The organism is Planococcus soli, from assembly GCF_016881065.1.
Lineage (GTDB): Bacteria > Bacillota > Bacilli > Bacillales_A > Planococcaceae > Planococcus > Planococcus soli.
In genome coordinates this window covers 124656-147059 of sequence record NZ_WXYN01000008.1, presented here as the reverse complement: position 1 = coordinate 147059, position 22404 = coordinate 124656, and the positions used below count along the sequence as shown (strand labels likewise).

20 protein-coding genes are annotated in these 22404 nt (G+C 48.5%); 2 read left to right on the top strand and 18 right to left on the bottom strand.

Annotated features, from left to right (window positions below):
• Nucleotides 1-64: 64 nt before the first annotated feature.
• The 3 genes from GJB59_RS04490 to GJB59_RS04480 form a co-directional block, all read right to left on the bottom strand.
• Entirely contained in the window at nucleotides 65-1120 is a 1056-nt protein-coding gene (locus GJB59_RS04490; RefSeq protein WP_142829294.1) for a hemolysin family protein, read from the bottom strand.
• A 108-nt stretch (nucleotides 1121-1228) separates the two neighbouring features.
• Nucleotides 1229-2536: a hemolysin family protein gene (locus GJB59_RS04485; RefSeq protein WP_142829292.1), complete on the bottom strand. Its 1308-nt coding sequence runs from the start codon at nucleotides 2534-2536 to the stop codon at nucleotides 1229-1231.
• Nucleotides 2537-2575: 39 nt separating this feature from the next.
• Nucleotides 2576-2962 carry a MerR family transcriptional regulator gene (locus tag GJB59_RS04480; RefSeq protein ID WP_142829290.1) on the bottom strand — a complete coding sequence of 129 codons (387 nt, stop codon included), beginning with the start codon at nucleotides 2960-2962 and terminating at the stop codon, nucleotides 2576-2578.
• Between the two features lie 384 nt (nucleotides 2963-3346).
• Between GJB59_RS04480 and GJB59_RS04475 the strand changes: the two genes are divergently transcribed.
• Nucleotides 3347-3688 carry a hypothetical protein gene (locus GJB59_RS04475; protein ID WP_142829288.1) on the top strand — a complete coding sequence of 114 codons (342 nt, stop codon included), beginning with the start codon at nucleotides 3347-3349 and terminating at the stop codon, nucleotides 3686-3688.
• Nucleotides 3689-3910: 222 nt separating this feature from the next.
• On the opposite strand, the gene GJB59_RS04470 is transcribed toward GJB59_RS04475, so the two are convergent.
• Nucleotides 3911-5899 carry a penicillin-binding transpeptidase domain-containing protein gene (locus tag GJB59_RS04470; RefSeq protein ID WP_142829285.1) on the bottom strand — a complete coding sequence of 663 codons (1989 nt, stop codon included), beginning with the start codon at nucleotides 5897-5899 and terminating at the stop codon, nucleotides 3911-3913.
• A gap of 537 nt (nucleotides 5900-6436) precedes the next feature.
• Nucleotides 6437-6610, bottom strand: a complete 174-nt coding sequence (locus tag GJB59_RS04465; protein ID WP_185960097.1) for a hypothetical protein — start codon at nucleotides 6608-6610, stop codon at nucleotides 6437-6439.
• 189 nt (nucleotides 6611-6799) lie between these two features.
• Here GJB59_RS04465 and GJB59_RS04460 point away from each other — a divergent pair, with 189 nt between their 5' ends.
• Entirely contained in the window at nucleotides 6800-7612 is an 813-nt protein-coding gene (locus tag GJB59_RS04460) for a CPBP family intramembrane glutamic endopeptidase (protein ID WP_142829283.1), read from the top strand.
• 45 nt (nucleotides 7613-7657) lie between these two features.
• Here GJB59_RS04460 and GJB59_RS04455 read toward each other — a convergent pair whose 3' ends face one another.
• The 13 genes from GJB59_RS04455 to GJB59_RS04395 all read right to left on the bottom strand — a co-directional run bounded on the left by GJB59_RS04455 (nucleotide 7658) and on the right by GJB59_RS04395 (nucleotide 22301).
• Entirely contained in the window at nucleotides 7658-9484 is a 1827-nt protein-coding gene (locus GJB59_RS04455; RefSeq protein ID WP_142829281.1) for an ABC transporter ATP-binding protein, read from the bottom strand.
• Complete coding sequence (locus GJB59_RS04450) at nucleotides 9481-11205, bottom strand: ABC transporter ATP-binding protein (RefSeq protein ID WP_142829279.1); 1725 nt, start codon at nucleotides 11203-11205, stop codon at nucleotides 9481-9483. The genes GJB59_RS04455 and GJB59_RS04450 overlap by 4 nt, the downstream gene beginning before the upstream one ends.
• On the bottom strand, nucleotides 11202-11675 hold the full coding sequence (locus GJB59_RS04445; protein WP_142829277.1) for a MarR family winged helix-turn-helix transcriptional regulator: 474 nt from the start codon (nucleotides 11673-11675) through the stop codon (nucleotides 11202-11204). Before GJB59_RS04445 ends, GJB59_RS04450 begins: the two co-directional genes overlap by 4 nt.
• A gap of 144 nt (nucleotides 11676-11819) precedes the next feature.
• Nucleotides 11820-12089 (bottom strand): RNA polymerase sigma factor, encoded by a 270-nt coding sequence (locus GJB59_RS04440; RefSeq protein WP_142829275.1) that lies wholly within the window; start codon nucleotides 12087-12089, stop codon nucleotides 11820-11822.
• 145 nt (nucleotides 12090-12234) lie between these two features.
• Complete coding sequence (locus GJB59_RS04435; RefSeq protein ID WP_142829273.1) at nucleotides 12235-13122, bottom strand: TIGR01777 family oxidoreductase; 888 nt, start codon at nucleotides 13120-13122, stop codon at nucleotides 12235-12237.
• A gap of 67 nt (nucleotides 13123-13189) precedes the next feature.
• Nucleotides 13190-13636 carry a DUF4385 domain-containing protein gene (locus GJB59_RS04430; protein WP_142829271.1) on the bottom strand — a complete coding sequence of 149 codons (447 nt, stop codon included), beginning with the start codon at nucleotides 13634-13636 and terminating at the stop codon, nucleotides 13190-13192.
• A gap of 143 nt (nucleotides 13637-13779) precedes the next feature.
• Nucleotides 13780-15417: a glycoside hydrolase family 13 protein gene (locus tag GJB59_RS04425; protein WP_142829269.1), complete on the bottom strand. Its 1638-nt coding sequence runs from the start codon at nucleotides 15415-15417 to the stop codon at nucleotides 13780-13782.
• 12 nt (nucleotides 15418-15429) lie between these two features.
• Complete coding sequence (locus GJB59_RS04420) at nucleotides 15430-16449, bottom strand: LacI family DNA-binding transcriptional regulator (RefSeq protein WP_142829267.1); 1020 nt, start codon at nucleotides 16447-16449, stop codon at nucleotides 15430-15432.
• Nucleotides 16450-16463: 14 nt separating this feature from the next.
• Nucleotides 16464-17279 carry a carbohydrate ABC transporter permease gene (locus GJB59_RS04415; RefSeq protein ID WP_142829265.1) on the bottom strand — a complete coding sequence of 272 codons (816 nt, stop codon included), beginning with the start codon at nucleotides 17277-17279 and terminating at the stop codon, nucleotides 16464-16466.
• A complete protein-coding gene (locus GJB59_RS04410; protein WP_142829263.1) occupies nucleotides 17279-18139 on the bottom strand; it encodes a carbohydrate ABC transporter permease in 861 nt (286 codons plus the stop codon). The genes GJB59_RS04415 and GJB59_RS04410 overlap by 1 nt, the downstream gene beginning before the upstream one ends.
• A 112-nt stretch (nucleotides 18140-18251) precedes the next feature.
• Nucleotides 18252-19556 (bottom strand): ABC transporter substrate-binding protein, encoded by a 1305-nt coding sequence (locus tag GJB59_RS04405; RefSeq protein WP_142829261.1) that lies wholly within the window; start codon nucleotides 19554-19556, stop codon nucleotides 18252-18254.
• Nucleotides 19557-19804: 248 nt separating this feature from the next.
• Nucleotides 19805-20677 (bottom strand): ROK family protein, encoded by an 873-nt coding sequence (locus GJB59_RS04400; RefSeq protein ID WP_142829259.1) that lies wholly within the window; start codon nucleotides 20675-20677, stop codon nucleotides 19805-19807.
• A 31-nt stretch (nucleotides 20678-20708) separates the two neighbouring features.
• Nucleotides 20709-22301 (bottom strand): glycoside hydrolase family 13 protein, encoded by a 1593-nt coding sequence (locus GJB59_RS04395; RefSeq protein WP_142829257.1) that lies wholly within the window; start codon nucleotides 22299-22301, stop codon nucleotides 20709-20711.
• Between the last annotated feature and the right edge of the window lie 103 nt (nucleotides 22302-22404).

Sequence of the window (22404 nt, the reverse complement as noted above, 5' to 3'; positions counted from 1 at the left end):
CCTTTTTTATAAACTGTCCACTAAATGGGGCGCGGATCAGGGTCTCTCTCCTTCTTTATTCCAATCAAGTCGGTTCTGCTTCGAACGAATCGTCGCTGATTTCGCCGACAATTTCTTCTAAAATGTCTTCCATCGTCACAAGTCCTGACGTAGCACCGTCTTTCGCGGTGATGATCGCCATGTGCGTGCGGCTTTGCTGCATTTTAGTCAAAACGGTTTGGATCGGGGTCGTTTCCGGGAAGCGCGGCATCTCGTGGATAAACGATTCCGGATTTTGTTCTCTTCCTGCTGCCATGCTGGTCAACAGTTCTTTCGTATTGATGAATCCAATCAACCGGGATTTATCGCCATGCTGAGCTACTGGGAAACGGGTATATTCGTGTTTGTCCAATACCTCAAACAGCTCTGAACGCGTCAGGCGGCTGTCGACTGAAACAATTTCCGCCTTCGGAATCATGATATTCCGGACAATGCGGTCATCAAAAGCAAAGATGTTTTTCAAATAAGTCAATTCAGTCTGGTTGATTTCACCACTTTGATAGCTTTCCGCCATGATCAGCTTTAATTCTTCTTCTGAATGGGCTACTTCGTGGCCGGCTGGCTCTACTTTGAATAAACGCAGGAGCTGGCGTGCCGAACCATTCATCACCCAAATGAATGGGTACATGATTCTACCGAACCAGTAAAGCGGCGGAGCGAGAAGCAACGTCATTTTCTCGGCATATTGAATCGCCAATGTTTTAGGCGCCAATTCCCCAATAACTACGTGCAGGAACGTTACAATGCTGAGTGCGATTGCATAGGAAAGGAACGTCGACATCGCAGGCGAAACTTCAAAGGTATCAAAAAGCGGGTGGAGCATGCGTTCAACTGTCGGCTCTCCTAATGCACCAAGGGCCAGGGCGGTTACAGTAATACCCAACTGGCAGGCGGACAGGTAATAATCGAGATCATTGGCCACTTCTTTGGCACGTACGGCCTTCTTGTTGCCTTCTGAAATCAGTTGGTCGATCCTCGACATCCTTACCTTCAAGATGGCGAATTCGCCACCTACGAAAAATGCAGTACCGATAATCAGCAACGCCACGAGTATTAAGTTAATTATTATTTGTCCATCCAATTCGTCTCCCTCAAAACGAGGGATTCACCTCCATTAAATTTATAAGTTGAACTGCGGAGAAATGTTTCCATTCATGTAGATCAGTTCAACTTATTCAGTTGACTCTTTTCAGTTTTTAGGTAGTTTATGGAACATAACTTGCTTGATCTGCTGGTTATCCATTTCGATGACTGTCCACGTAATATTCGACTCCGTGAAGCTTCCACCGGTCTCCACTTCTCCCGGACTCTTGAAATGGATCCAACCGCCGATGGTGTCAATGTCTTCGCTTTCGTCAAATGATAAACCAAAACGTTCTTCGAGATCCTTCAGCAGTACACGGCCATTGATCAAGTATTGATTGTCACTGACATTGCTGATGTCTGCCACTTCGTCGGCATCAAATTCATCGCGGATTTCGCCAACGATTTCTTCCAGAATATCTTCCATCGTAATCATACCGGCAGTTCCGCCGTACTCGTCCGCCACAAGGGCAATATGAACGCGGGCATTTTGCATGCGCAATAAAGCGTCCTGCAGGCCAGTCTGTTCAAAAACGGTTGGCAGTTCCAAAACAAATCCCTCAAGTTGCCAGTCTCGTCCGGCAACAATATGGGGAAGCATCTTTTTCGCACTGACAAAACCGAGAACGCGGTCTTTGTCCCCATCTTCTGTCACGGGATAACGCGTATAGTTGTTTTCATCCAAAATCTCGATGATTTCTTCCAACGGCATATCTTTGTCCAGCGTAACCAGTTCGGTACGCGGCACCATAATGTCTTTGGCCACGCGCTCATCGAATGAAAAAACGTTTTCCATATAAGAAAGTTCAGTTTCATTGATGGCTCCGCCTTCAAAGCTCTGGGCCATCACAAGTTTCAGTTCTTCTTCCGAATAGGCCTGTTCGTGCGCTGCCGGCTGAATGCCAAAAAGTTTCAGCAAGAGTCGGGCAGCCCCGTTCAGTGACCAGATGAATGGCTTCATGATTTTACCAAACCAGTAGAGCGGCGGTGCCAAAAGCAAGGACATTTTTTCGGCAAATTGGATTGCCAATGTTTTAGGCGCCATTTCGCCGACGACTACGTGAAGGTAAGTCACAAGCAGAAACGCAATGGCGTAGGAAGCAGTCGATGCAACAGCATCTGAAACTGAGAAGTATTCAAAAATCGGGTACATCAGGCGCTCGACTGTCGGTTTCCCGAGTGCACCGAGACCGAGTGCCGTTACAGTAATGCCGAGCTGGCAGGCAGACAAGTAATAGTCCAAATCAGTGGCTACTTTTTTGGCAGTCACCGCTTTTTTATTTCCTTCTGCAATCAATTGGTCGAGCCGCGACATACGGATTTTAACGACCGCAAACTCCGAGCCGACGAAAAACGCCGTCAAGGCAATCAATACTACTAATAACACTAAATTCAATAAGGTAACTATATCCACGTGTCTTCCCTAAAAAAAGGGATTCACCTCCAAAGTTGATTACAGCAAAGCGATCAAGGCGGTAATTGCTGCCAATTGATGCTCAAGCGTTTTGCTGACGTGCGTTTTCACTGTGTTTGGGGCATCTTTCAACTGCTCTTCCAAACACGTAATTTTTCGCTGCAGGCATTCGAATTCTTCATAAACTTCCTCCACCAACAGCTCCGTTTCCTGATTTTCAGGCGCATCAAGGATTTCTTGAATCTCAGAAATCGACAGCCGCTGTTTTTTCAGCAGCTGAATACGTTCCAGCGTCTGCAGGGCAGAAGCCGGATAAAGCCGGTAGTTTGAGTCGGAACGTTCACTGTGCAGCAATCCGGATACCGTGTAAAAATCGATGGTTCTTGTTGATACCCCGCTCATTTTTGCAATTTCACCAATCTTCATTAAGCCCTTCCCAATGCAGACGCCTCCCTTTTTGTTTCATTCAACTGCCGGAAATTTTCTGACAGCTGAAATCCGATTCGATCCATTGCAGTAAAGCAATTTCTCTTTGTAATAAGAAATAATAGCACATTTTGATGTAAAGTATACAGTGGAACGTGCTGCTTTTGATGGAAATAATTGTTTGTCTAAAAAAGCGACATCGTTTCGCTATATTTTTAGCAAAACTTTTCTATAAATAGATGTTCACCCATCTTAATTTGCATTTATCAGGACTGACTGCCGGACAATCGGGTATATGCCTATTACAGCAATTTTTTGCTGGTACCTTATCCACTGCCATGGATTTTCGTGTTCGGCAAATAGATTGAAAAGGAGATGGATTTTTTGGAATATCAATTGACTTTGCGATTGGCCAATGACAAGAAAGGCTATGCCTGGCTGTTCGAAAGCTCGGAGGATACGATGCCGCTATTTGATGACGTAGTAGAGACGTTCCAGCATTATGAAGCGGATGACATGGAAAGCTTTATCCGCGACAAAAAGAAAGAAATCGAGGAAACTGGTTCCAGCCATACGGCACAAATCGATGTGACAAAAGTTGAACCGCGCGCGATCATCCGGTCGGCTTCGTATAAGGAAATGTGGTACGAAGGCAAGTATTTCGACGACATCCTGGAGATTCTGACCGACAAACTAGGTCCACCGGAGAATGAAGAATATGAATGAATACGGATTGGAAAAGCAGGCTATCCTATGGATGCTTGTTTTTTTATGGGAAGCCCGGTTGAAATTGCAAACACCCGGGTTGAAGCAGCGAACACCCGGGTTGAAAAAGAAAACACCCGGGTTGAAGCCAATCACACGCCCCTGCTAAATGAAAAACTAAAAACTCCACCTCCAAGCATACGATTTTCTCCCACAAAAAAAGCCAGGCAACATCCGCCTGACTCATTCATTCTCCCGCTCCTCGAGAACCTGCTCGACCATCCCTTCCACCTCTTCTTCTCCTTCAATCATCATTGCGACAATCAAATCCGGATTGACAAGGCTATAACCGACAAACCATGCGTTCTGCTCGCCTCTTTCATTCGCGGTTCCGCTTTTGCCGGCGAGTTCTGTGCCCAGTTCCGTGTCGGCATTGCTTAAGCTCATCCGCAGCAGCTCAGCATTTTCAGCGCTTAGCAGATTTTCATTCCACACTTGCTGATCTTCGTCATCGAGAAGCAAAGTCGGCTTATAGAGCGTGCCGCTTGTCAAAACGGGGCTGTATAAAGTGGCCAGGTGCAGAATATTGACCTGCATCTGCCCTTGGCCGGAAGCTGTTCCGGCGAGCTGGCCTTCCGAGCCGAATGTGCCGTCCTGTGAAATGCGTGACGGTGACAAGCCGATTGGAAAGTCAATTTCCTCCCCGAAGCCGAAGTTTTCCAAGCCGGTCCGAAAATCGTCATTTGGTATATTGAGCGCCTGCTGGGCAAAATATATCGCGTCGGAATAAACGAGTGCTTTGTCGAGATCAATCGGATTTGGCACGTCAGCGTGCGGCCGGGTAACCCGATAATCGCCCCAAGAAGCAAAGCGCTGCCATGAATTGCCGGCAATGTCCAAGCCTTCAGCCGGATCGAGCGTGCCGCTTTCCAATCCGATGGCCGCTGTGATTGGCTGGATGACAGGACCCGGGGTATAGACAGCTGCAAAACGGTTGAAGAACGGCTGGAGCGGATCGTTGGCCAGTTCCTGGTAGCGGCTGTTGGTAATGTTCGGTACGAATTCATTGGGATCAAAGCCCGGTGAGCTGACGAGCGCCAGCGTTTCTCCGGTATCCGGATCGATGGCGGCACTGGTTCCCGCTTGTTCTTCCATTGAGCCGTAAAGAGTTTGCTGCAGTTCGGCGTCTATCGTCAACGCGACCGTCTCTCCTGGAATAGGTTCATTTTCCACTGAGGTGATGACGGCGTTTTCCTGCTGCTTCTCTAAAACGATGCGCCCGCCTGCCGAACCGCGTAGGCGTTCCTGCAATATTTCTTCCAGGCCTTGCCGCCCGACCATTGTTTCGGCCGAATAGCCCTGGCCGCTCCACGCTTCCAGCTGCTCGGCGGTGATTGGGCCCATATAGCCGGTAATGTGCGACAAGGCACGGCCGTACGGATAATTGCGCATGTCCACTTCTGCACGCGTCGTGCCGGTAATCGTGAACAGCTCATCCAATGTGGATTGGTCCGCCTTGATTTGCGCAATCGGCACGAGATAATGCGGCTGCACCCAGGACTGGTTGAGCTTGTCGTCAATGGCCTGCTCGCTCATGCCAAGCAGTTCTGCCAGCTGCTGCTTTTTGGAGTCATCAAAGTTTTCCGGAATGATACTGACCTCGTAGCCGGTGTTGTTGGAAGCGATCGCGTTGCCGTTGCGGTCGACAATCTCCCCCCGCGGCCCCTGGATTATTTCCGTTGATACCTGATCTCCTGCTTCCAGATTCGGCAAAATAAAAGACGGATCCCATTCAACAAACCAGTCTTCCACTTCTCCGTGCGATTCATACAGCAGCGTCAGTGTCTTTTCAAATTCCACCGGGCCGATGATCGTATCGAACGCTACTTGAATCGGGAAATCCGCCGGCTGTTCCGGGTTCCAGTCTCCGTCTTCCACCGGTGTGTATGAGATTTCCAGATTGGCGATTGCCAATTGTTCATGAAGCTCCTGCTGCCAGGTGACAAAATTCGCCTCGCCGTATACCGATTGCGTTCCCTGATTCAAATAATTGGTATGCATCGCAGGAAAGTCCCCACTCTTCCACAGCTCAATAAATTCCGCTACCCGCACTTCCGGCGATGCGACCGCTTCGGCTGTTTCTTCCGGCAGCTGCTCAGGAGCTGGCTCGGCATCGTCTTCCTGGCATGCCGCTAACATGAGAATCAATAGAAAGAATAATGCCTTTCTCATCAAATGACCTCCGCTCTTTTCATTACTCCTATTATCGCTTGAATAGGAGATAATATAAAGACTGAATTTTCCGCATTTATTAAATAGCGAGGAGTAAGAGGTGTTGGGAGGTGAAAGTTTTAGGTAAAGAACTACAAACTTCAGGTAGAAACACAAAAAATGCCTGTAGAACTCCCAAAACCTCAGGTAGAAACACACACTTCCGGTTGACTGGTGAAACCTTCATGTAGAAATCGATAAACCTCAGGTAGAAACACAAAAGATGCCTGTAGAACTCCCAAAACCTCAAGTAGCCACACACACTTCCGGTTGACTGGTGAAAGTTTCATGTAGAAATCGATAAACTTCAGGTAGAAACACAAAAAACGCTTGTAGAACTCCCAAAATCTCAGGTAGCCACACACACTTCCGGTTGACTGGTGAAACCTTCATGTAGAAATCGATAAACCTCAGGTAGAAACACAAAAGATGCCTGTTAAACATCCTAATTTTCCACAAAAAAATAGCCCGGCAGCATTCGCCCGGCTAACTTCACTACTATTTTTTTGTTTTTTCTTTGATTTTATTGGCCACGTCGTCTTTCATGACCATCGCTTTATCTTTGTAAGTTGTTGCTTTTTCTTTGTAGTCGTCTTTGTTTTCTTCCCAATGCGCTTTGCCTTTTTCGATCGACTTGTCTTTCAATTGGTTCAGTTTGTCTAGAAACGCCATCTGAATCATCCTTCCGTTCTTCCCGCCGACAAAACGGTCGGGTAAACTCCTTTAAGCATAACGTGTTTTTGCCTCCGTGTCTAAAAACAGACAATACGGAAGAGTTTTTGGGTTTGGAAGAAAATGAAACCTGCGGCGCGAGGATGCGTATAATTTGTATACATAACGAAAAACAAAGGCGGTGGCTCCATGTTTGAACAAATGAAGGCGCGTTATTTGATCCTGTTTTCTGTGCTTGGCATGATTTTGACAATTGTGGTTTTGCTGGTGATGGATGTCAGCGATACGACTTTTGATGTCGTCAGCCAATTGGTGCTCTATGTCCTTGTTCCAGGCATCTATTTCGGCTATTATTTCCGCAAGCACAATGCATCTGTTTGGAGCGTCCTGTCTTTTGGCGGCATCCAAAAGTGGCTGCCGGCTTTATTCGGCTTAGTTGCGGTGTCGATCGCCTTTTCGCTCAGCATGTTTTGGTTTCAGCTGTTTGTGCTCGCACCGGTTGCGCCATGGCTGGTCGATTTCATGCTGGAGACGTTTCCGATACCGGATACGCCTTGGTACATCGTCTTCACGATTTTCACCATCGCGATTTTGGCGCCTGTGGTCGAGGAATTCATGTTCCGCGGCGTGCTGCTCAAACGGATGATCGGCAAAACCTCCATGTGGGGCGGCATTCTGATATCAAGTTTGCTGTTTGGCATACTGCATCTGGATATCATTGGCGCGTTCCTGTTTGGTGTGGTGGCATCCCTGCTGTATTTGCGGACCAACAATCTGCTCTTGCCGATCCTATTGCATATCATCAATAATTCCTTGGCAGCGGCTGCGATGTTCCTGGCGCCAACCTGGCCGGAATCGATCGCCATTTTCAATTTGGCGGATGTCTACACGAAAGCGACGCCAAACGCGGCCGTCCTTGGCATCAGTTCGGTGCTGTTGATCGCCGCTATTATCTGGCTGGCACGCGGTTTGGATACCCGCAAAAAATCGATCCCTGAATAGCAAAAGGTCCCCCGTGCATTTTGTGCACGGGGGACCTTTTGCATTTTACACAGCCACTTTCGCTGAAAATTGGCTATGATACAGATCGGCGTAGAAACCGTCTTTGTCGAGAAGCTGTTGGTGCGTCCCTTGCTCGATGACTTTCCCTTGATCCATAACGAGGATCAGATCCGCGTCTTTAATGGTCGACAATCGATGCGCAATGACAAAGCTTGTGCGGCCATCCATTAAACGGTTCATGGCTTGCTGGATAAAGATCTCCGTGCGGGTATCGACACTTGAAGTGGCTTCATCCAGGATCATGATCGGCGGATCGGCGAGAATTGCACGGGCAATGGTCAATAGCTGCTTTTGCCCTTGTGAAATGTTCGATACTTCCTGGTTCAAGATGGTATCGTAGCCGTCGGGCAAAGTGCGGATAAAATGGTCGGCATGGGCCGCTTCTGCCGCTGCCAGAATTTCCTCTTCCGTCGCGCCTGTTTTTCCGTAGGCAATGTTGTCACGGATCGTGCCGTTGAACAGCCACGTATCCTGCAGCACCATGCCGAAGTTCTGGCGCAGTTCATGTCTCGACATTTCCCGCGAATCAAGGCCGTCGATGGTGATGCGCCCGCCTTTCAATTCGTAAAAGCGCATCAATAGATTGATCAAAGTCGTTTTGCCTGCCCCAGTCGGCCCGACGATTGCGACCGTTTGCCCCGGCCGGACATTGATGCTCATTTTGTCGATCAGCAAATTGTTGCCGTAGCCGAAGTCGACGTCTTCAAAAGCGACTGCGCCTTTTGCACGTGCCAGAACAGAAGTCGTCACTTCCTCAACTTCCTCTTGTTCATCCAGCAATTCAAAGACCCGCTCAGCGGCGGCTACTGTCGACTGGATGATGTTGGCGATGTTCGCCGTCTGGGTGATTGGCTGCGTAAACTGTTTGGAGTAAGTGATGAACGCCTGGATGTCCCCGATGGAGATGGCGCGCTGCGTCACCAGGATCCCGCCGACAACGCTGATTAGCACATAGCTCAAGTTGCCGATCAAAGTCATCATCGGCATGATGATCCCGGAGATAAATTGTGCCTTACGCCCGGCATCGTAAAGCTCTTCATTGACTGCATCGAATTGTTCGTTGGATTTGGCTTCGTGTCCGAACGCTTTGACGACCTGGTGGCCCGTATACATTTCTTCAACGTGGCCGTTCAGGCGGCCCAGATTTTTTTGCTGGCTGCTGAAGTATTTCTGGGATCTTTTCAAGATCGGTCCGATGACGAACAGTGACAGCGGCAGGGAGACAACCGCGATCAACGTCAGCAAAGGACTGATCGTCAGCATCATCACTAAAATTCCGACGATGGTGACAATTGACGTGATAAATTGCGTCAAACTTTGCTGCAATGTGCTGCCGATCGTGTCGATGTCATTGGTCATGCGGCTTAAAGTTTCGCCATTTGGCCGCCCATCAAAATACTCCAGCGGCAGTTTCTCAAGTTTTTTGTTGACGTCCTGGCGCAGATCATAGACCGTGTCCTGTGCCACTGTAGACATCATGTATTGCTGGATATAGCTGAACAAACTGCTGAACAGGTACAGTCCTGCAAGAATGGCGAGAATCTGGCCGATGACACCAAAGTCGAGGCCGCCGCCCGGAACGCCCTGCAATTGGCCATACGCGCCTTCGAACAATTCGGTGATCGCCATCCCCATGATTTTTGGTCCGACGATGGTGAACACCGTACTGAGAATCGCGACCAGGAAAACAGCTGCCAGTTTTTTGCGCCGTGGTTTTAAATAAGAAACAAGGCGGCGGAATGTGCCTTTGAAATCTTTGGCTTTTTCCGGCGGCATATTTGCTCCGCCGTGTGGAGGTCCCATCTTGCTCATGCGATTTCCTCCTCTGACAGCTGGGATAGGGCAATTTCGCGGTAAACTTCATTGGATTCGAGCAGCTCTTTATGCGTGCCCATTCCCACCACTTTGCCTTTTTCCAGCACGATGATGCGGTCCGCGTCGACTACGGTGCTGACGCGCTGTGCCACCAGCAGCACGGTGGCATTTTTCGTTTCGTCTTTTAATGCTCTTCGTAGCTTGGCATCGGTTTTAAAATCGAGCGCCGAAAAGCTGTCGTCGAAAATATACAGATCCGGCTTGCGGATCAATGCGCGGGCGATCGACAGACGCTGCTTTTGACCGCCTGAAAGGTTAGAGCCGCCCTGCTCAATTTCAGCCGCGTAGCCGCCTTCAATTTGATTGATAAATTCTGTTGCCTGCGCAATGTTTGCCGCATGGTCCATTTCCTGCTGATTGGCGTCCTGTTTGCCAAAGCGGATATTGTCGGCAATCGTTCCGGTGAACAGGATCGATTTCTGCGGCACAAAGCCGATTTTCGACCGGATTTCCTGCTGGGAAGCCTCGCGGATATCGACGCCGTTGACCCGGATGGTTCCGCTGTTGATATCGTAGAAGCGCGGCACAAGATTGACGAGCGTTGACTTGCCGGAACCTGTCCCGCCGATCAACGCGGTAATTTCACCCGGTTTGGCAGTAAAGCTGATATTCGACAGCGCCGGCTCTTCCGCTCCTGGATAATAGAAGGAAACGTCTTCGAATTCCAGCGTACCGCGTGTGCGGTCCGCTTTGGCCGTGCCATCGTCCGTGAAAGCCGGCTTCATTTCCAGCACTTCATTGATGCGTCTCGCAGATACTGCTGCACGCGGAACCATGACGAACATGAAAGAAGCCATGACCAAGGCAAACATGATCATCATGACGTATTGGATAAATGCCATCAGATCCCCGATCTGCATGGCGCTATTATTGATGCGGATGCCGCCGAACCAAATGACCGCAACGACGGTCAAGTTCATGACCAGCATCATGACAGGCATCAAGAAAGCCATGACTTTGTTGACTTTAATCGAGACATCGGCCAGTTCGCGATTGGCCTTTTGCATGCGCGCTTTTTCCTGAGGCTCACGGTTAAAGGCGCGGATAACGCGGATGCCCGTCAAGTTTTCCCGCACGACCAGGTTCAAGCCGTCCAGCCGTTCCTGGACTTCCTGGAACAACGGCATGCCGTATTTCAAAATCAATAGGATCGATACAGCCAATACCGGCATGGCACCGATGATGACCAAGGACAATTGGGCGTCTTTTGAAACCGCCATGATAATCCCGCCGACCAGCATGATCGGTGCGCTGATGACCATCCGCAGCATCATGATGACCACTTGCTGCACCTGGGTAATGTCGTTCGTGGTGCGCGTAATCAGCGATGCGGTCCCCACTTCATCAAATTCCTGCAGCGAAAACTGGCCGACATGCTTAAAGACTTTCTGCCGCAAGTCGCGGCCGAGCCCCATCGCTGCTTTGGCCGAATAATAACTGGCAAAAACGGCCGCAACAGCGCCAATAGCCGACACCAGCAGCATCCAGCCCCCAATTCTCCAAATATACGGAATATCGCCTTTGACGACGCCGTTGTCGATGATGTCTGCCATCAAAGTCGGCAGGAACAGCTCTGCCATCGATTGACCGAAAACCAGGGCGACAACTGCCAATACAACCCATTTATAAGGACTGAGGTTTTTCATAATTTTAATCATTTTGCAGTCACTTCCAGTTCCACTTCTTTTAAATAAGTTGAGATTTTTCGGTGTGCTATGAGCAGTTCAGCCACTTGATCAGGAGTGAACTGTTCACTGGCAGCTTTGAACACTTGGTGCAGCCCGTCTTCCTGGAGGTGAAGTTCTTCTACCAATGCCTTGCCTTTTTCGCTCAGCGCAAGCAAAGTTTCACGGCGGTTGTCCTCTACTTGGCGACGGTCAAGATAGCCTTCTTTGACCAGTCCATCCACTGCCTGGCTCAAAGTGCTTTTTGGCAAAAACGTCTTTTCACCAACGGTTTTCTGCGTCATTTCACTGCAGCTGATGATGGTCATCATCACCGAGTATTGCGGAATTGACAGCCCTTTTTCCGTGGCCGACTTTTGAATAAAACGCACCATGTTTTTCTGCACATTGGCAAATGACAGCATCAATTGCATATACGCTTCCATTTCTTTTTTGTCGTTCATCTGCTTCACCATCTTTCATTTCCGAACCGTTCCAAATGGAACAATCTTTATAATGACTTTAAGTTACTCCCATTTTTATAGTCCGTCAACTTTAGGATACAAAAAAACACCTCCTGCCCTCAAACGGGCGGAAATGCAGAGAATTCAGGAACATTTTTTTATAGTGGCTCTAGTGCTGTGCGATCGGCAGCAGTCAATCAGCTGCGCCAGCAGTTTGCGGTTGTGCATAAAATTCTTCGGATCTTTCCAGACAGTACGGAACACCTGGGCAACAAGCTGCTCACAGACGGACGGATCTGAATCGGTTTGGTGCGCAATCTTCCAAATGATCCGGTGATAGCGGTCGTACAAATCGGACAGCGCCTGCTCTTCCCGGTTCAGAATTCCAGTTAATAATTTCTCGTCTATGGTCAATTTGTCACCCCCTCTTCTGCCATTGCCTTTAGACCATCGTCCTAAACCCAATTATCTCGAAATAAAGGCAATATTTTAAAATAAATAAAAAAACACTAGAAAAACTTTACTAAAGTAGAGTTTTCTAGTGCTATTGATTCATTTTTCATTGGTGAAGAATATTTTCAAGTGCTTTGTCGAGTGTCGGGTAAGTGAATCGGAATCCGGCTTGCTGAAGCCGCTCCGGCAAAATCCAGCGGCTTTTCAGAATCAGTTCCGTTTCCGTTCCGATGACCACCGCTCCCATGCCAAGCATCCACTTGGTTGCCGGCAAACCTATTTTCCGACCCATCGCAATCCGCAGCTGCTTCATCAGTTCACGGTTGGTGACAGGTTCAGGCGAGGTTGTATTGATGACACCGCTGATGTTGTCATGGTCCCGGACAAACAGAATGATGCGGTAGACGTCTTCCAAGTGGATCCAGCTGAACATTTGCTTGCCATTGCCCTGCTTGCCGCCGAGCCCGAAGCGCACCATGTTTTCATAAGGGTTCATGACGCCGCCGTCTTTCCCGAGGACAATAGACAGGCGCAACGCCGCCTGTCGCGTATTTGGCAGCTTGAATGTGAAGAATGCCTGCTCCCACGCTTTGCCAACCTCCACCGAAAAGCCGCTGCCAAACTCTCCGTTTGCTTCGGTCATCGGGCGGTCTTCTGCATGGCGGTAAATGGTCGAAGTGCTGGAATTGATCCACAGCGGCGGCGGGTTGTCGCAGGCAAGAATTGCTGTGCCCAGGGCTTCGGTCGTCTCTACCCGCGAATCAAAAATCTCCCGCTTGTTGGCTTCGGTATACCTGCAATTCACCGATTTCCCAGCCAGGTTGACGAGCATCTCCGCGCCTTCCAACGCCTTAACGATCCCAGTGTGGTTGGTCCAATTCAAATGATCCGGCTGTCGTGAAATGATGATGACCCGATAGCCCTGGTCTGTAAATTTCCGTTCCAAATACTGCCCGACAAAGCCGGTGCCTCCAGCCAATACGATCTTTTTCATTCCATCACCTATTTTCTGTAAGTTGTTCTTATGCTACTTGACGCTTTGTCGAACTAAAAGATTCACCTCAACCAAATTTTTTCTGATGCTCTTTTTTGCGCTTCAAGTAATCTTCATCTTCCCTGATTTCGTCCCACCGCTTTTTGAAGATCGCCGCCGACTCAGCTTTCACCGGATCGATTTCACGCTCCTTGATGCTGCCGTCTTCGTTGTATTTGCGGCCGCCTTTGTAATTGGTGTAGCGGCGCGCCCGCGTGTAGCCCATCTGGATAAACTTGCGCGCCATATCCATTCCCACAAAATCATCCTGTTTGCGGTATTCCTCGAACATCTCTGAAATTTTATCGCACGATTCCTGGGCAATTTCCGGCGTCTTGAAACGCCAATGCGGCAAAATCTCCCCTTTGTACGGCTCCACCATCAACACGCCCTGCTCGCCCTTGCCTACCCGGTACAGCTCAGGATGCTTCCGCAAATCCAGGTTTTCATAATCCAGGTCGTAATCAAATGCCATGCCAATCGACTCCTTTTTGCTTTGTGCTTTGTTTTATTTATACCCTCCATTGATGCAGGTGAACCCATGAAAAATGACTGTTTGACGACAAAAAGACCAGAGAAAGTCGATCCTTTCTCTGGTCCTTTTGCAGATATTCATTATTAACCAACTAACGATTCTTTGGGAATTTTGTATACTCGTGCTTCATATGGAAGCAATTGCGCGGGATCGATGTTTGTGTAGTTTGCCAAAAGCAATGTGGAGCCTTCCGGATCGATTCCGCAAAGGCACGCGTGCTGGCCAAGATTCGTCACGATAAGCACTTTGTCATCGCCGTATTCGCGCGTATAGGCAAACACTGCGTCGTGTCCCAGCTCCAACAATTTGTACTCGCCATATATGAAAACGTCCATATTCTTCCGGAGCCAGATCATCTGTTTGTAGAAAGACAGCACCGAGTGCGGGTCGTTTTCCTGCGCATCGACGTTCAGCCACTCATAATTGGGGTTGACGTTAATCCACGGCATGGCCGTCGAGAAGCCGGCATGAAGACTGTTGTTCCATTGCATCGGCGTCCGTGAATGGTCGCGGCTCGTTGCGCGAAGCAAGGTCATGATGGCGTCGTGCTCCATGCCCGTTTCTTTTTTATGGAAATATAAATTGTGTGTGTGAACATCATCAAAATGGTCGAGTTCTTCAAATGGTGCATTCGACATGCCGATTTCCTGGCCCTGATAAATGAACGGCGTGCCTTGCATGAAGAAATACATGCAGGCGAGAGCTGTTGCACTTTCACGCCAATACACCTGATCATCTCCCCAAGTTGAAACGACGCGCGGCTTGTCATGATTTTCAATAAATAATGCATTCCAGCCGACGCCGTTGACTTTTTCCTGCCACTTGCTGAGCACTTTTTTCAGTTCCGGTGCATTCACGCCGTTTTGCACTTCCACGTTCCACAAGTCGATGTCCTCAAATTGGAAGATCATATTGAACTTGCCGTTTTCGGCGCTGACCCAATCGTGGATTTCATCTGCCGAAACCCCGTTGGCTTCACCGACTGTCATGATATCGTGTTTGCCAAAAGTTTCATCATACAATTCCTGAAGAAGCGGCTGAATGCCATCGACATTCATCATTTTTTCCCAGGAAGGCACAAACAAATGTCCTTCAGTATTTTCTGCATTTGAATAGTCTTTTTTGATGTGGCTGATGGCGTCGACACGGAATCCGTCGATGCCTTTGGCTACCCACCAGTTGACCATTTTGTAAAGTTCACTGCGGACTTCAGGGTTTTCCCAATTCAAGTCGGGCTGTTTTTTCGAGAAAATATGCAAATAGTACTGTCCGGTTTTTTCATCGTAATCCCAGGCTGGCCCGCCGAAAATGCTTTCCCAATTTAACGGTTCGTCGCGCCAGACGTACCAGTCGCGCTTTGGATTGTCACGCGAGGAACGCGATTCCATAAACCATGGATGCTCATCGCTCGTGTGGTTGATCACCAAGTCGATGATCAGCTTCATGCCGCGCGCGTGCACTTCTGCCATTAATCGTTCGAAATCCGCCATCGTGCCGAAATCCGCCAAAATCGCCTGGTAATCGCTGATGTCGTAGCCATTGTCGTCGTTTGGCGACTTGTACATGGGACAAACCCAAATCACGTCGATGCCCAGGTCTTTCAAATAATCCAATTTGCTTGTAATGCCATTGATGTCGCCTAGGCCATTTCCGTCAGAATCCATGAAACTGCGCGGATAAACCTGATAGACGACTGCTTCTTTCCACCATTTTTTATCCATAACTAATCCCTCTCAAAGACGGCGGCATGATCCTCGTTCAATCAGTCGTGAAGCGACTACGACTTGTTTTGGAGGCGTCGATTCGTCTGTTATTTTCTCTAATACCAATTCGGCTGCATGCAGCCCCAGATCATAAATCGAAATATCCACTGTGCTCAGCGGCGGCTTTAAATGCCGTGAAATTGCATGGTTGTTAAAACCGATAATGGAGACGTCCTCCGGCACACCGATCTCCAAATCTTCGAGATATCCGATTACTTCGTACGCCACCATGTCATCGTGCGTGACAATAGCGGTTGGCGGAATTTCCAGAGCCATCAGCTGGCGGATGGCCTCGCGTTCACCGCCGCCCATCAATTCCTGATTTACCGTATAGGCTTCGTCAAATGGAATGCCATGTTGGGCTAGGGCTTGCTTATAACCTTCCAGCCGGTCAAGCGAGACAACGAAATCCGCCGCTCCCCCGACAAATGCGATGTTCCTGTGGCCGAGCCCGACCAAGTATTCCACCGTCTCTTTAGCGTTGTTGATATTGTCGTTGTCGACATATGATACGGAGCATGGATCGGTGAAGGGACGGCCGACCACAGAGTATGGCAAGCCGCTTTCGGCTAGATACTGCATGACCGGATCGCCGATTTTTGAATACAGCAGAACGATGCCATCGACTCGCCTGCCTTGCACCATTTCCACAACTTCCCGGTAAATTTCTTCTTGAGTGGCACCCGTCGATAAATACAAACCGTACTGGCTGCCATGCGCCCGGGTTGAGATTCCGCGCAGCACTTCCGGGAAAAAGGGATTTTGAAATGCCAGTGTCGCCGAATTTTCCATGATGACGCCGAGTGTCTGGCTCTTTTTCCCAACCAGATTGCGGGCTTGGAAATTTGGAAAATAGCCCAGTCCTTCCATCACTTCCCGTACTTTCACTTTTGTCTTGCTGCTGATCCGCGGATTGTCGGCTATGACCCGGGACACAGTAGCCGGAGACACGCCAGCCTGTTTCGCAACGTCTTTGATCGTGACTGCCATTTTTTACCTCCCCCTTATTTTACTGCTCCATCTGATACTCCTTTGATGATTTCACGTTGTGCGAAGAAATAGAAAATGATGACTGGAACAATAGCGAGCGTCAATCCTGCAAGCGCCAAATGCCATTGTTTTGTATATTCTCCGAAGAAGAAGAACATCTTCAGCGGAATCGTTTCACTGCCTGGTGTATTGATGACGAGAGATGGCAGCAGGTAATCGTTCCATATCCAGATGATATTCAGGATTGCCACTGTCACCGTAATGGGTTTTAACACCGGGAAGATGATGTGCCAGAACACTTGCCAGCGGTTTGCCCCGTCAATTGTCGCCGCTTCATCAAGCGAACGCGGGATGTTATTCAAAGCACCATGATACAGGAAAATCGACAGGCTTGCGCCAAATCCGAGATACATGAAGATCAGGCCGCCACGATTCAGCATTTCAAACTGTCCGAACACGGTTACGAGCGGAATCATAACCGACTGGAACGGAATCAGCATCGCTGCGACAAATGTGAAAAACAGCACCGTGCTGAGCCTGCTTTTGGCGCGTGATAACGCATACGCCGCCATGGCCGAAAAGAAAATGATCAAAACCACACTGATGATGGTGATCAACAGCGAATTAAAAAGCGTGCGCATAAAATCGAGTTCCTCGAAAGCGGTAATGTAGTTGTCAAAACTCCATGCTTCCGGAAGGCTGATCGTGTCCATGAAAATTTCTTTTTTCGATTTGAACGAGTTGACGAACATCAGATAAAAAGGAACCAGCCACAACAGCGCCAGCAGTCCTCCGAGAACTTCCAACTTGATATCCCATTTTTTCTTCATTACATTTCAACCTCCTTGCGTTTGTTCAAATACACTTGCACAAGGGCGATGATGGCAACGATGACAAAGAAAATAACGGCTTTCGCCTGCGCGTAGGCAAAGTCATTCTGCGTGAACGCTGTCTTGAAAATTTCCATTGCCACCATTTCAGTTGAATTGTAAGGCCCGCCGCCTGTCAGCGACAAGTTCTGGTCGTACAGTTTGAACGAGTTGGACAAGGTAAGGAACATGCTGACTGTAAAGGCCGGTGCCACAAGCGGAAAAATGATGTAGCGGAAACGCTGGAACGTGGATGCTCCGTCAATTTCAGAAACCTCCAGCAGCTCTTTTGGCATCCCTTCCAAATAAGCGATGTAAATGACCATTATGTATCCTGCCATCTGCCAGCTCATCAAGATGACCAATCCCCAGAATCCGGTGTCCGTCGTGGACAGCCAGCCCTGCAAACTTTCCATTCCAATGATTTCGCCGATACTGGCGAATACTTTGATGAAAATAAACTGCCAGATAAAACCAAGGATCAATCCGCCGATCAAGTTCGGCATGAAAAACGTCGTGCGCAGCAATTTGCTTGAACGGACGCGTCCCGTAACTAGCAACGCCAGCGACAAACCGATGATATTGATCAGGATTACCGACACTATCGAGAATTTCGTTGTAAACCAAAGCGAATCCAGGAACCGTTCGTCTTTAAACAAGTTAATGTAATTCTGGAACCCGACAAACTCGCCTGTATTAATGCCGTTCCAGGTGGTGAATGAATAATAAACTCCAAGAAGCATCGGAACAATGACAACCAGCGTAAGCGCCAGCAAAACCGGGGCCAGAAACAACCAGTAGGATAAATCTTTAGTACGCATACAGGCACCTTTCCTTCCTTATTCCATTGCGCGTTCGCCCTGGTAATAAAACAAAGTAGCACAGAGGCTACTTTGTTAAACACTCAAATGATGAAGATTGATTTGATTTGTCTTATTCAGCCCGCTCTGATTCCCAAGCTTCTTTAGCCGAATCAATGACTTCATCCCAGCTTGCTTCTTCACTCAAGTATTTCTGGATATTGGCTCCAAGTACATCTTCTCCCCAGCCAGTCGGATAACCCATGAAGACCCAGCCGATTGTGTTGCCTGACTCGGATGCATCATAGATTGCTTTTGACATTGGATCGGTGATCTTCGACGTGTCATAGCCTTCGTAAGCAGGAATGAATTTGAAGTCTTCCACTACAGCCGTTTTGCCTGCGTCAGATGTGTAAAGCCAATCTAAAAATGCTTTCGATTCTTCAATAACTTTTTCATCCGCTTGTTTGTTTACGCCCCAATACATCGGTACGCCAACCGGCAAACCTGCATTGTCCATTCCTTCAACCGGAATCGGCATCATGCCTACGCCATTGTCTGCCAGTTCAGGATCAATGCCGGCGATCGAGCCGTAAGCCCAGTTTCCTTGCTGGATGATCGCTACGCGTTCCAGCGAGAACAACTCTTCTACTTGTTGAGAGTAGTCAAGGCTTACTGTTGGCTGTTTCGAATATTCGTTTTGCAAGTCAACGATTTTTTTGAAGCCGTCAGCGTATTTGAAATCAACCGTCTTCGCGTCAAATGCTGTTAACACGTTGTTGTCAAATTCAGGTGCCAGGAAGGTGTTCGACAAATGAAGGCCGGTCACCCATGTTTCTTTTCCTGGGAAAGCGAAGACCGATTCAAGGCCAAGCTCTTCTTTTTGCGAATCGAGTGTTTCTACAGCTTCTTCAAGAGCTGCAAAATCCGTGATGGATGCAGGATCAATTCCAGCTTCTTCGAACAAGCGTGTGTTGTAGATAAATCCGTACCCTTCCTGGTTATATGGAAGACCGAGCACTTCAGACTCAACCGTTACACCATCCAGCGTTCCTTCAAGTGCTGCGCCGGCAGCTCCTGTGTCTGCAAGATCTGATAAATTATCTTTCCAGTCGGCAACATCCTGAGGTCCACCGATGTTAAAGATCGCCGGCTCGTTGCCGGATGCAAAGCGTGAACGAAGGGCTGCGCCGTAATCTTCCCCCCCGCCGACAGTCGTGATTTCAATGTTGACGTCCGGATTCTCTTCTTCATACTGGGCCACGACATCTTCAAACTGGTCTTTAAACTCCACTTTGAATTGGAAAATATCAACGGTTACCTGTTCCCCGTCAGATCCTGAAGCATTTTCCTCCCCATCGCTATTGCACCCTGCCAAAACTGCTGCTGACAGCATCAATGATGCTACTAACCCCTTGCTGAACTTTAATTCCCTCATCCCAAAATCCCCCTTTAAATTGTTGTGCAATCGTTTGCATAAAGCTGCAAATAAAAAATGGAAACAAGATTGAGAGCGTTTCCACCAATTAATTATTTCGATCATAACATCGTGTAAACGTTTGCACAAGATGCAATTTTAAATTAATTCAAAGTTTTTTCTTGGCTGGAACTCTTTTCATGCTGAAAAGAAAAAGCAGGATCGGCTGCACTGCCGCTCCTGCTCTAAAACTGATTGGGGTAATCTTTCTAATTTTCCAATACGAGCAAAGCTGCCCCTAAAATGCCGGCATCGTTTTCAAAACGCGCCACTTCGACATCCAATGGATTTAACAGCATAGGCTTCAGCTGGCGCTGGAGCGACTCCATCCAAAGGTCGGCAGCTTCTGAAACGCCGCCGCCGATGATGACCATCTCCATATCAAATGCCGCCTGAAGGCTGCTGATGACAAGCGCCAAGTCTCCAGTAAACTCTTCCACCACTTGCCTAGCTTTCGGATCCGTCCGTGCATTTTCAAAAAGTTCAGGCGGTGTGATAGCTAGTCCCGCTTCCCGAATGCGCCGGCGCAGCGCTGTTCCGGAGACGTACATTTCACTGCATCCCAGCCTTCCGCACGCACACTTAACGCCGTTTGGATAAAGGATCATATGCCCGAGTTCTGCCGCCCCTCCATGAGGGCCGCCGCTTAACAGTTTGCCGTCCCACAACACTCCACCCCCAAGGCCGGTGCCGAGCGTCAACACAACGACACGATCAAGCCCCCGCGCAGCACCGAACTTCGCTTCTGCCAGCGCTACAGCGTTTGCATCATTTTCCACTTCCACACGTTTTCCTGTCGCTTTTTCCAGCCATTCCTTAACAGGTGTGTTGGTCCAGCCTGGGAGAGTCTCTGCCGCATAAATTACTTTTCCCTGCTTCGGATCGACAAAGCCATGCGTGCCGACGCCAATCGCGCTGACGTCCGGCTGCGCAGCCAGAACGCGAAGAATGTTTTCTTCCAGATAGGGATACAACGGGATTTGGGTTGGAATTTGTTCATCGTATAAAATTTGGCCAAGGTCATCAATAACGCCCATCCGGACCTTGGTTCCGCCAATGTCGACTCCTAATACTTTTGCCATAGCTCCTCCTAGTTAGTGTTCATATTTTTGTTCATTGCTGGTAAAAGACAATTGCTTCGTATGGCCGCAGCAGAACTTCACTTTCTTCGTTCTCTCCTGCGTAATTGCCAATCAGCACACTGCCTATCGGGCGAGCAGCCGATTTGATGTTTTTCGAGAAATTGCAATAGACGGTCAGCTTTTCTTCTGCCCATGAGCGCGTATAGGCAAAAATTTCACCGTCTTCACGGTACAGCAGCTCGAAATCGCCATGGGTGATGATGTCCATCTTCTTGCGCAGACTGATTAGTTTTTTGTAGTATTGATAAACCGAATCCGGATCCATATGCTGCAAAGCGTTGATTTCCGTGTAGTTTGGGTTGACTTTCAGCCACGGCGTCCCTGTCGTAAAACCGCCGTTCGGCTCTGCCGACCAGTGCATCGGTGTCCGGGCATTGTCACGGCTTTTAACATAGATCTTCTCCATGATATCATCATGCGGAATACCTGCTTCACATTTTTCTTTATACATATTCAAGGTCTCGATGTCCTTATAATCGTCGATCGAATCAAAGCGAACATTGGTCATTCCGAGTTCTTCACCTTGGTAAATATACGGTGTACCCTGCATAAAATGAAGGCACGTGGCGAGCATCTTCGCTGATTCAACGCGCCAATCCGTATCATCGCCAAAGCGCGAAACGATGCGCGGCTGGTCATGGTTGTTCCAGTACAAACTGTTCCAGCCTTCGGCGTGGAGTCCATGCTGCCACTTTTCCATATTCTCTTTTAAGTCGATCAAGGACAGCTCTTTCAAATCCCATTTTTCGCCGGATGCCTGGTCAAGGCCCATATGCTCGAATGTGAAAATCATATTCAATTCCTGATTCTTGGCAGCAGTGTAGTCGCGGGCTTCTTTCGGTGTGGTGCCCGGCATTTCGCCCACCGTGACGATGTCGTATTTCGACAGCACTTCCTTGTTCATCTCTTTCAAGTATGTATGGACGTTCGGCCCGTTCAGGAATTGGTGGCTGCCATCGCCGCCTGGCGCATCGTGCATGTCCGGCACTTTTGAAATCATATTGATGACGTCCATGCGGAAACCGTCGACACCTTTCTCAAGCCACCAACGCATCATTTCGTAAACTGTCTTACGCAGCTCGGGGTTGTCCCAATTCAAATCCGGTTGCTTTTTCGAAAATAAGTGCAAGTAATATTGGCCTCGTTCTTTTTGATATTCCCAAACCGAACCGCCAAAAAATGAACGCCAGTTGGTGGGTGTATCGCGCCATATGTAAAAGTCAGGATGATTTTTAAACCATTCGTGCTCGTCGGAAGTGTGGTTGACAACAAGGTCCATTACCAGTTTCATGCCGCGAGCATGGACTTCCGACAACAGCTCATCAAAATCAGCCATCGTGCCAAACTCTTGCATGATTTGGTAGTAATCCCGGATGTCGTAGCCATTGTCATCGTTCGGTGAATCATAGATCGGCGAAAGCCAAAGAATGTCTACACCAAGGCCGTGCAAGTAGTCTAGCTTTTGAATAATGCCGCGAATATCGCCGATCCCGTCACCATCGGAGTCCATGAAACTCCGCGGATAAATTTGGTACACTGTCGACTTTTTCCACCACTCGTCCATAAATCCCCCTCTTTTCCTTTTAGTGAATATTATTCTAACATCATACATGAATTTGCTGAATTGCCAACTAATTGCCGAGAATTTATTTTTGATCCTATCAATT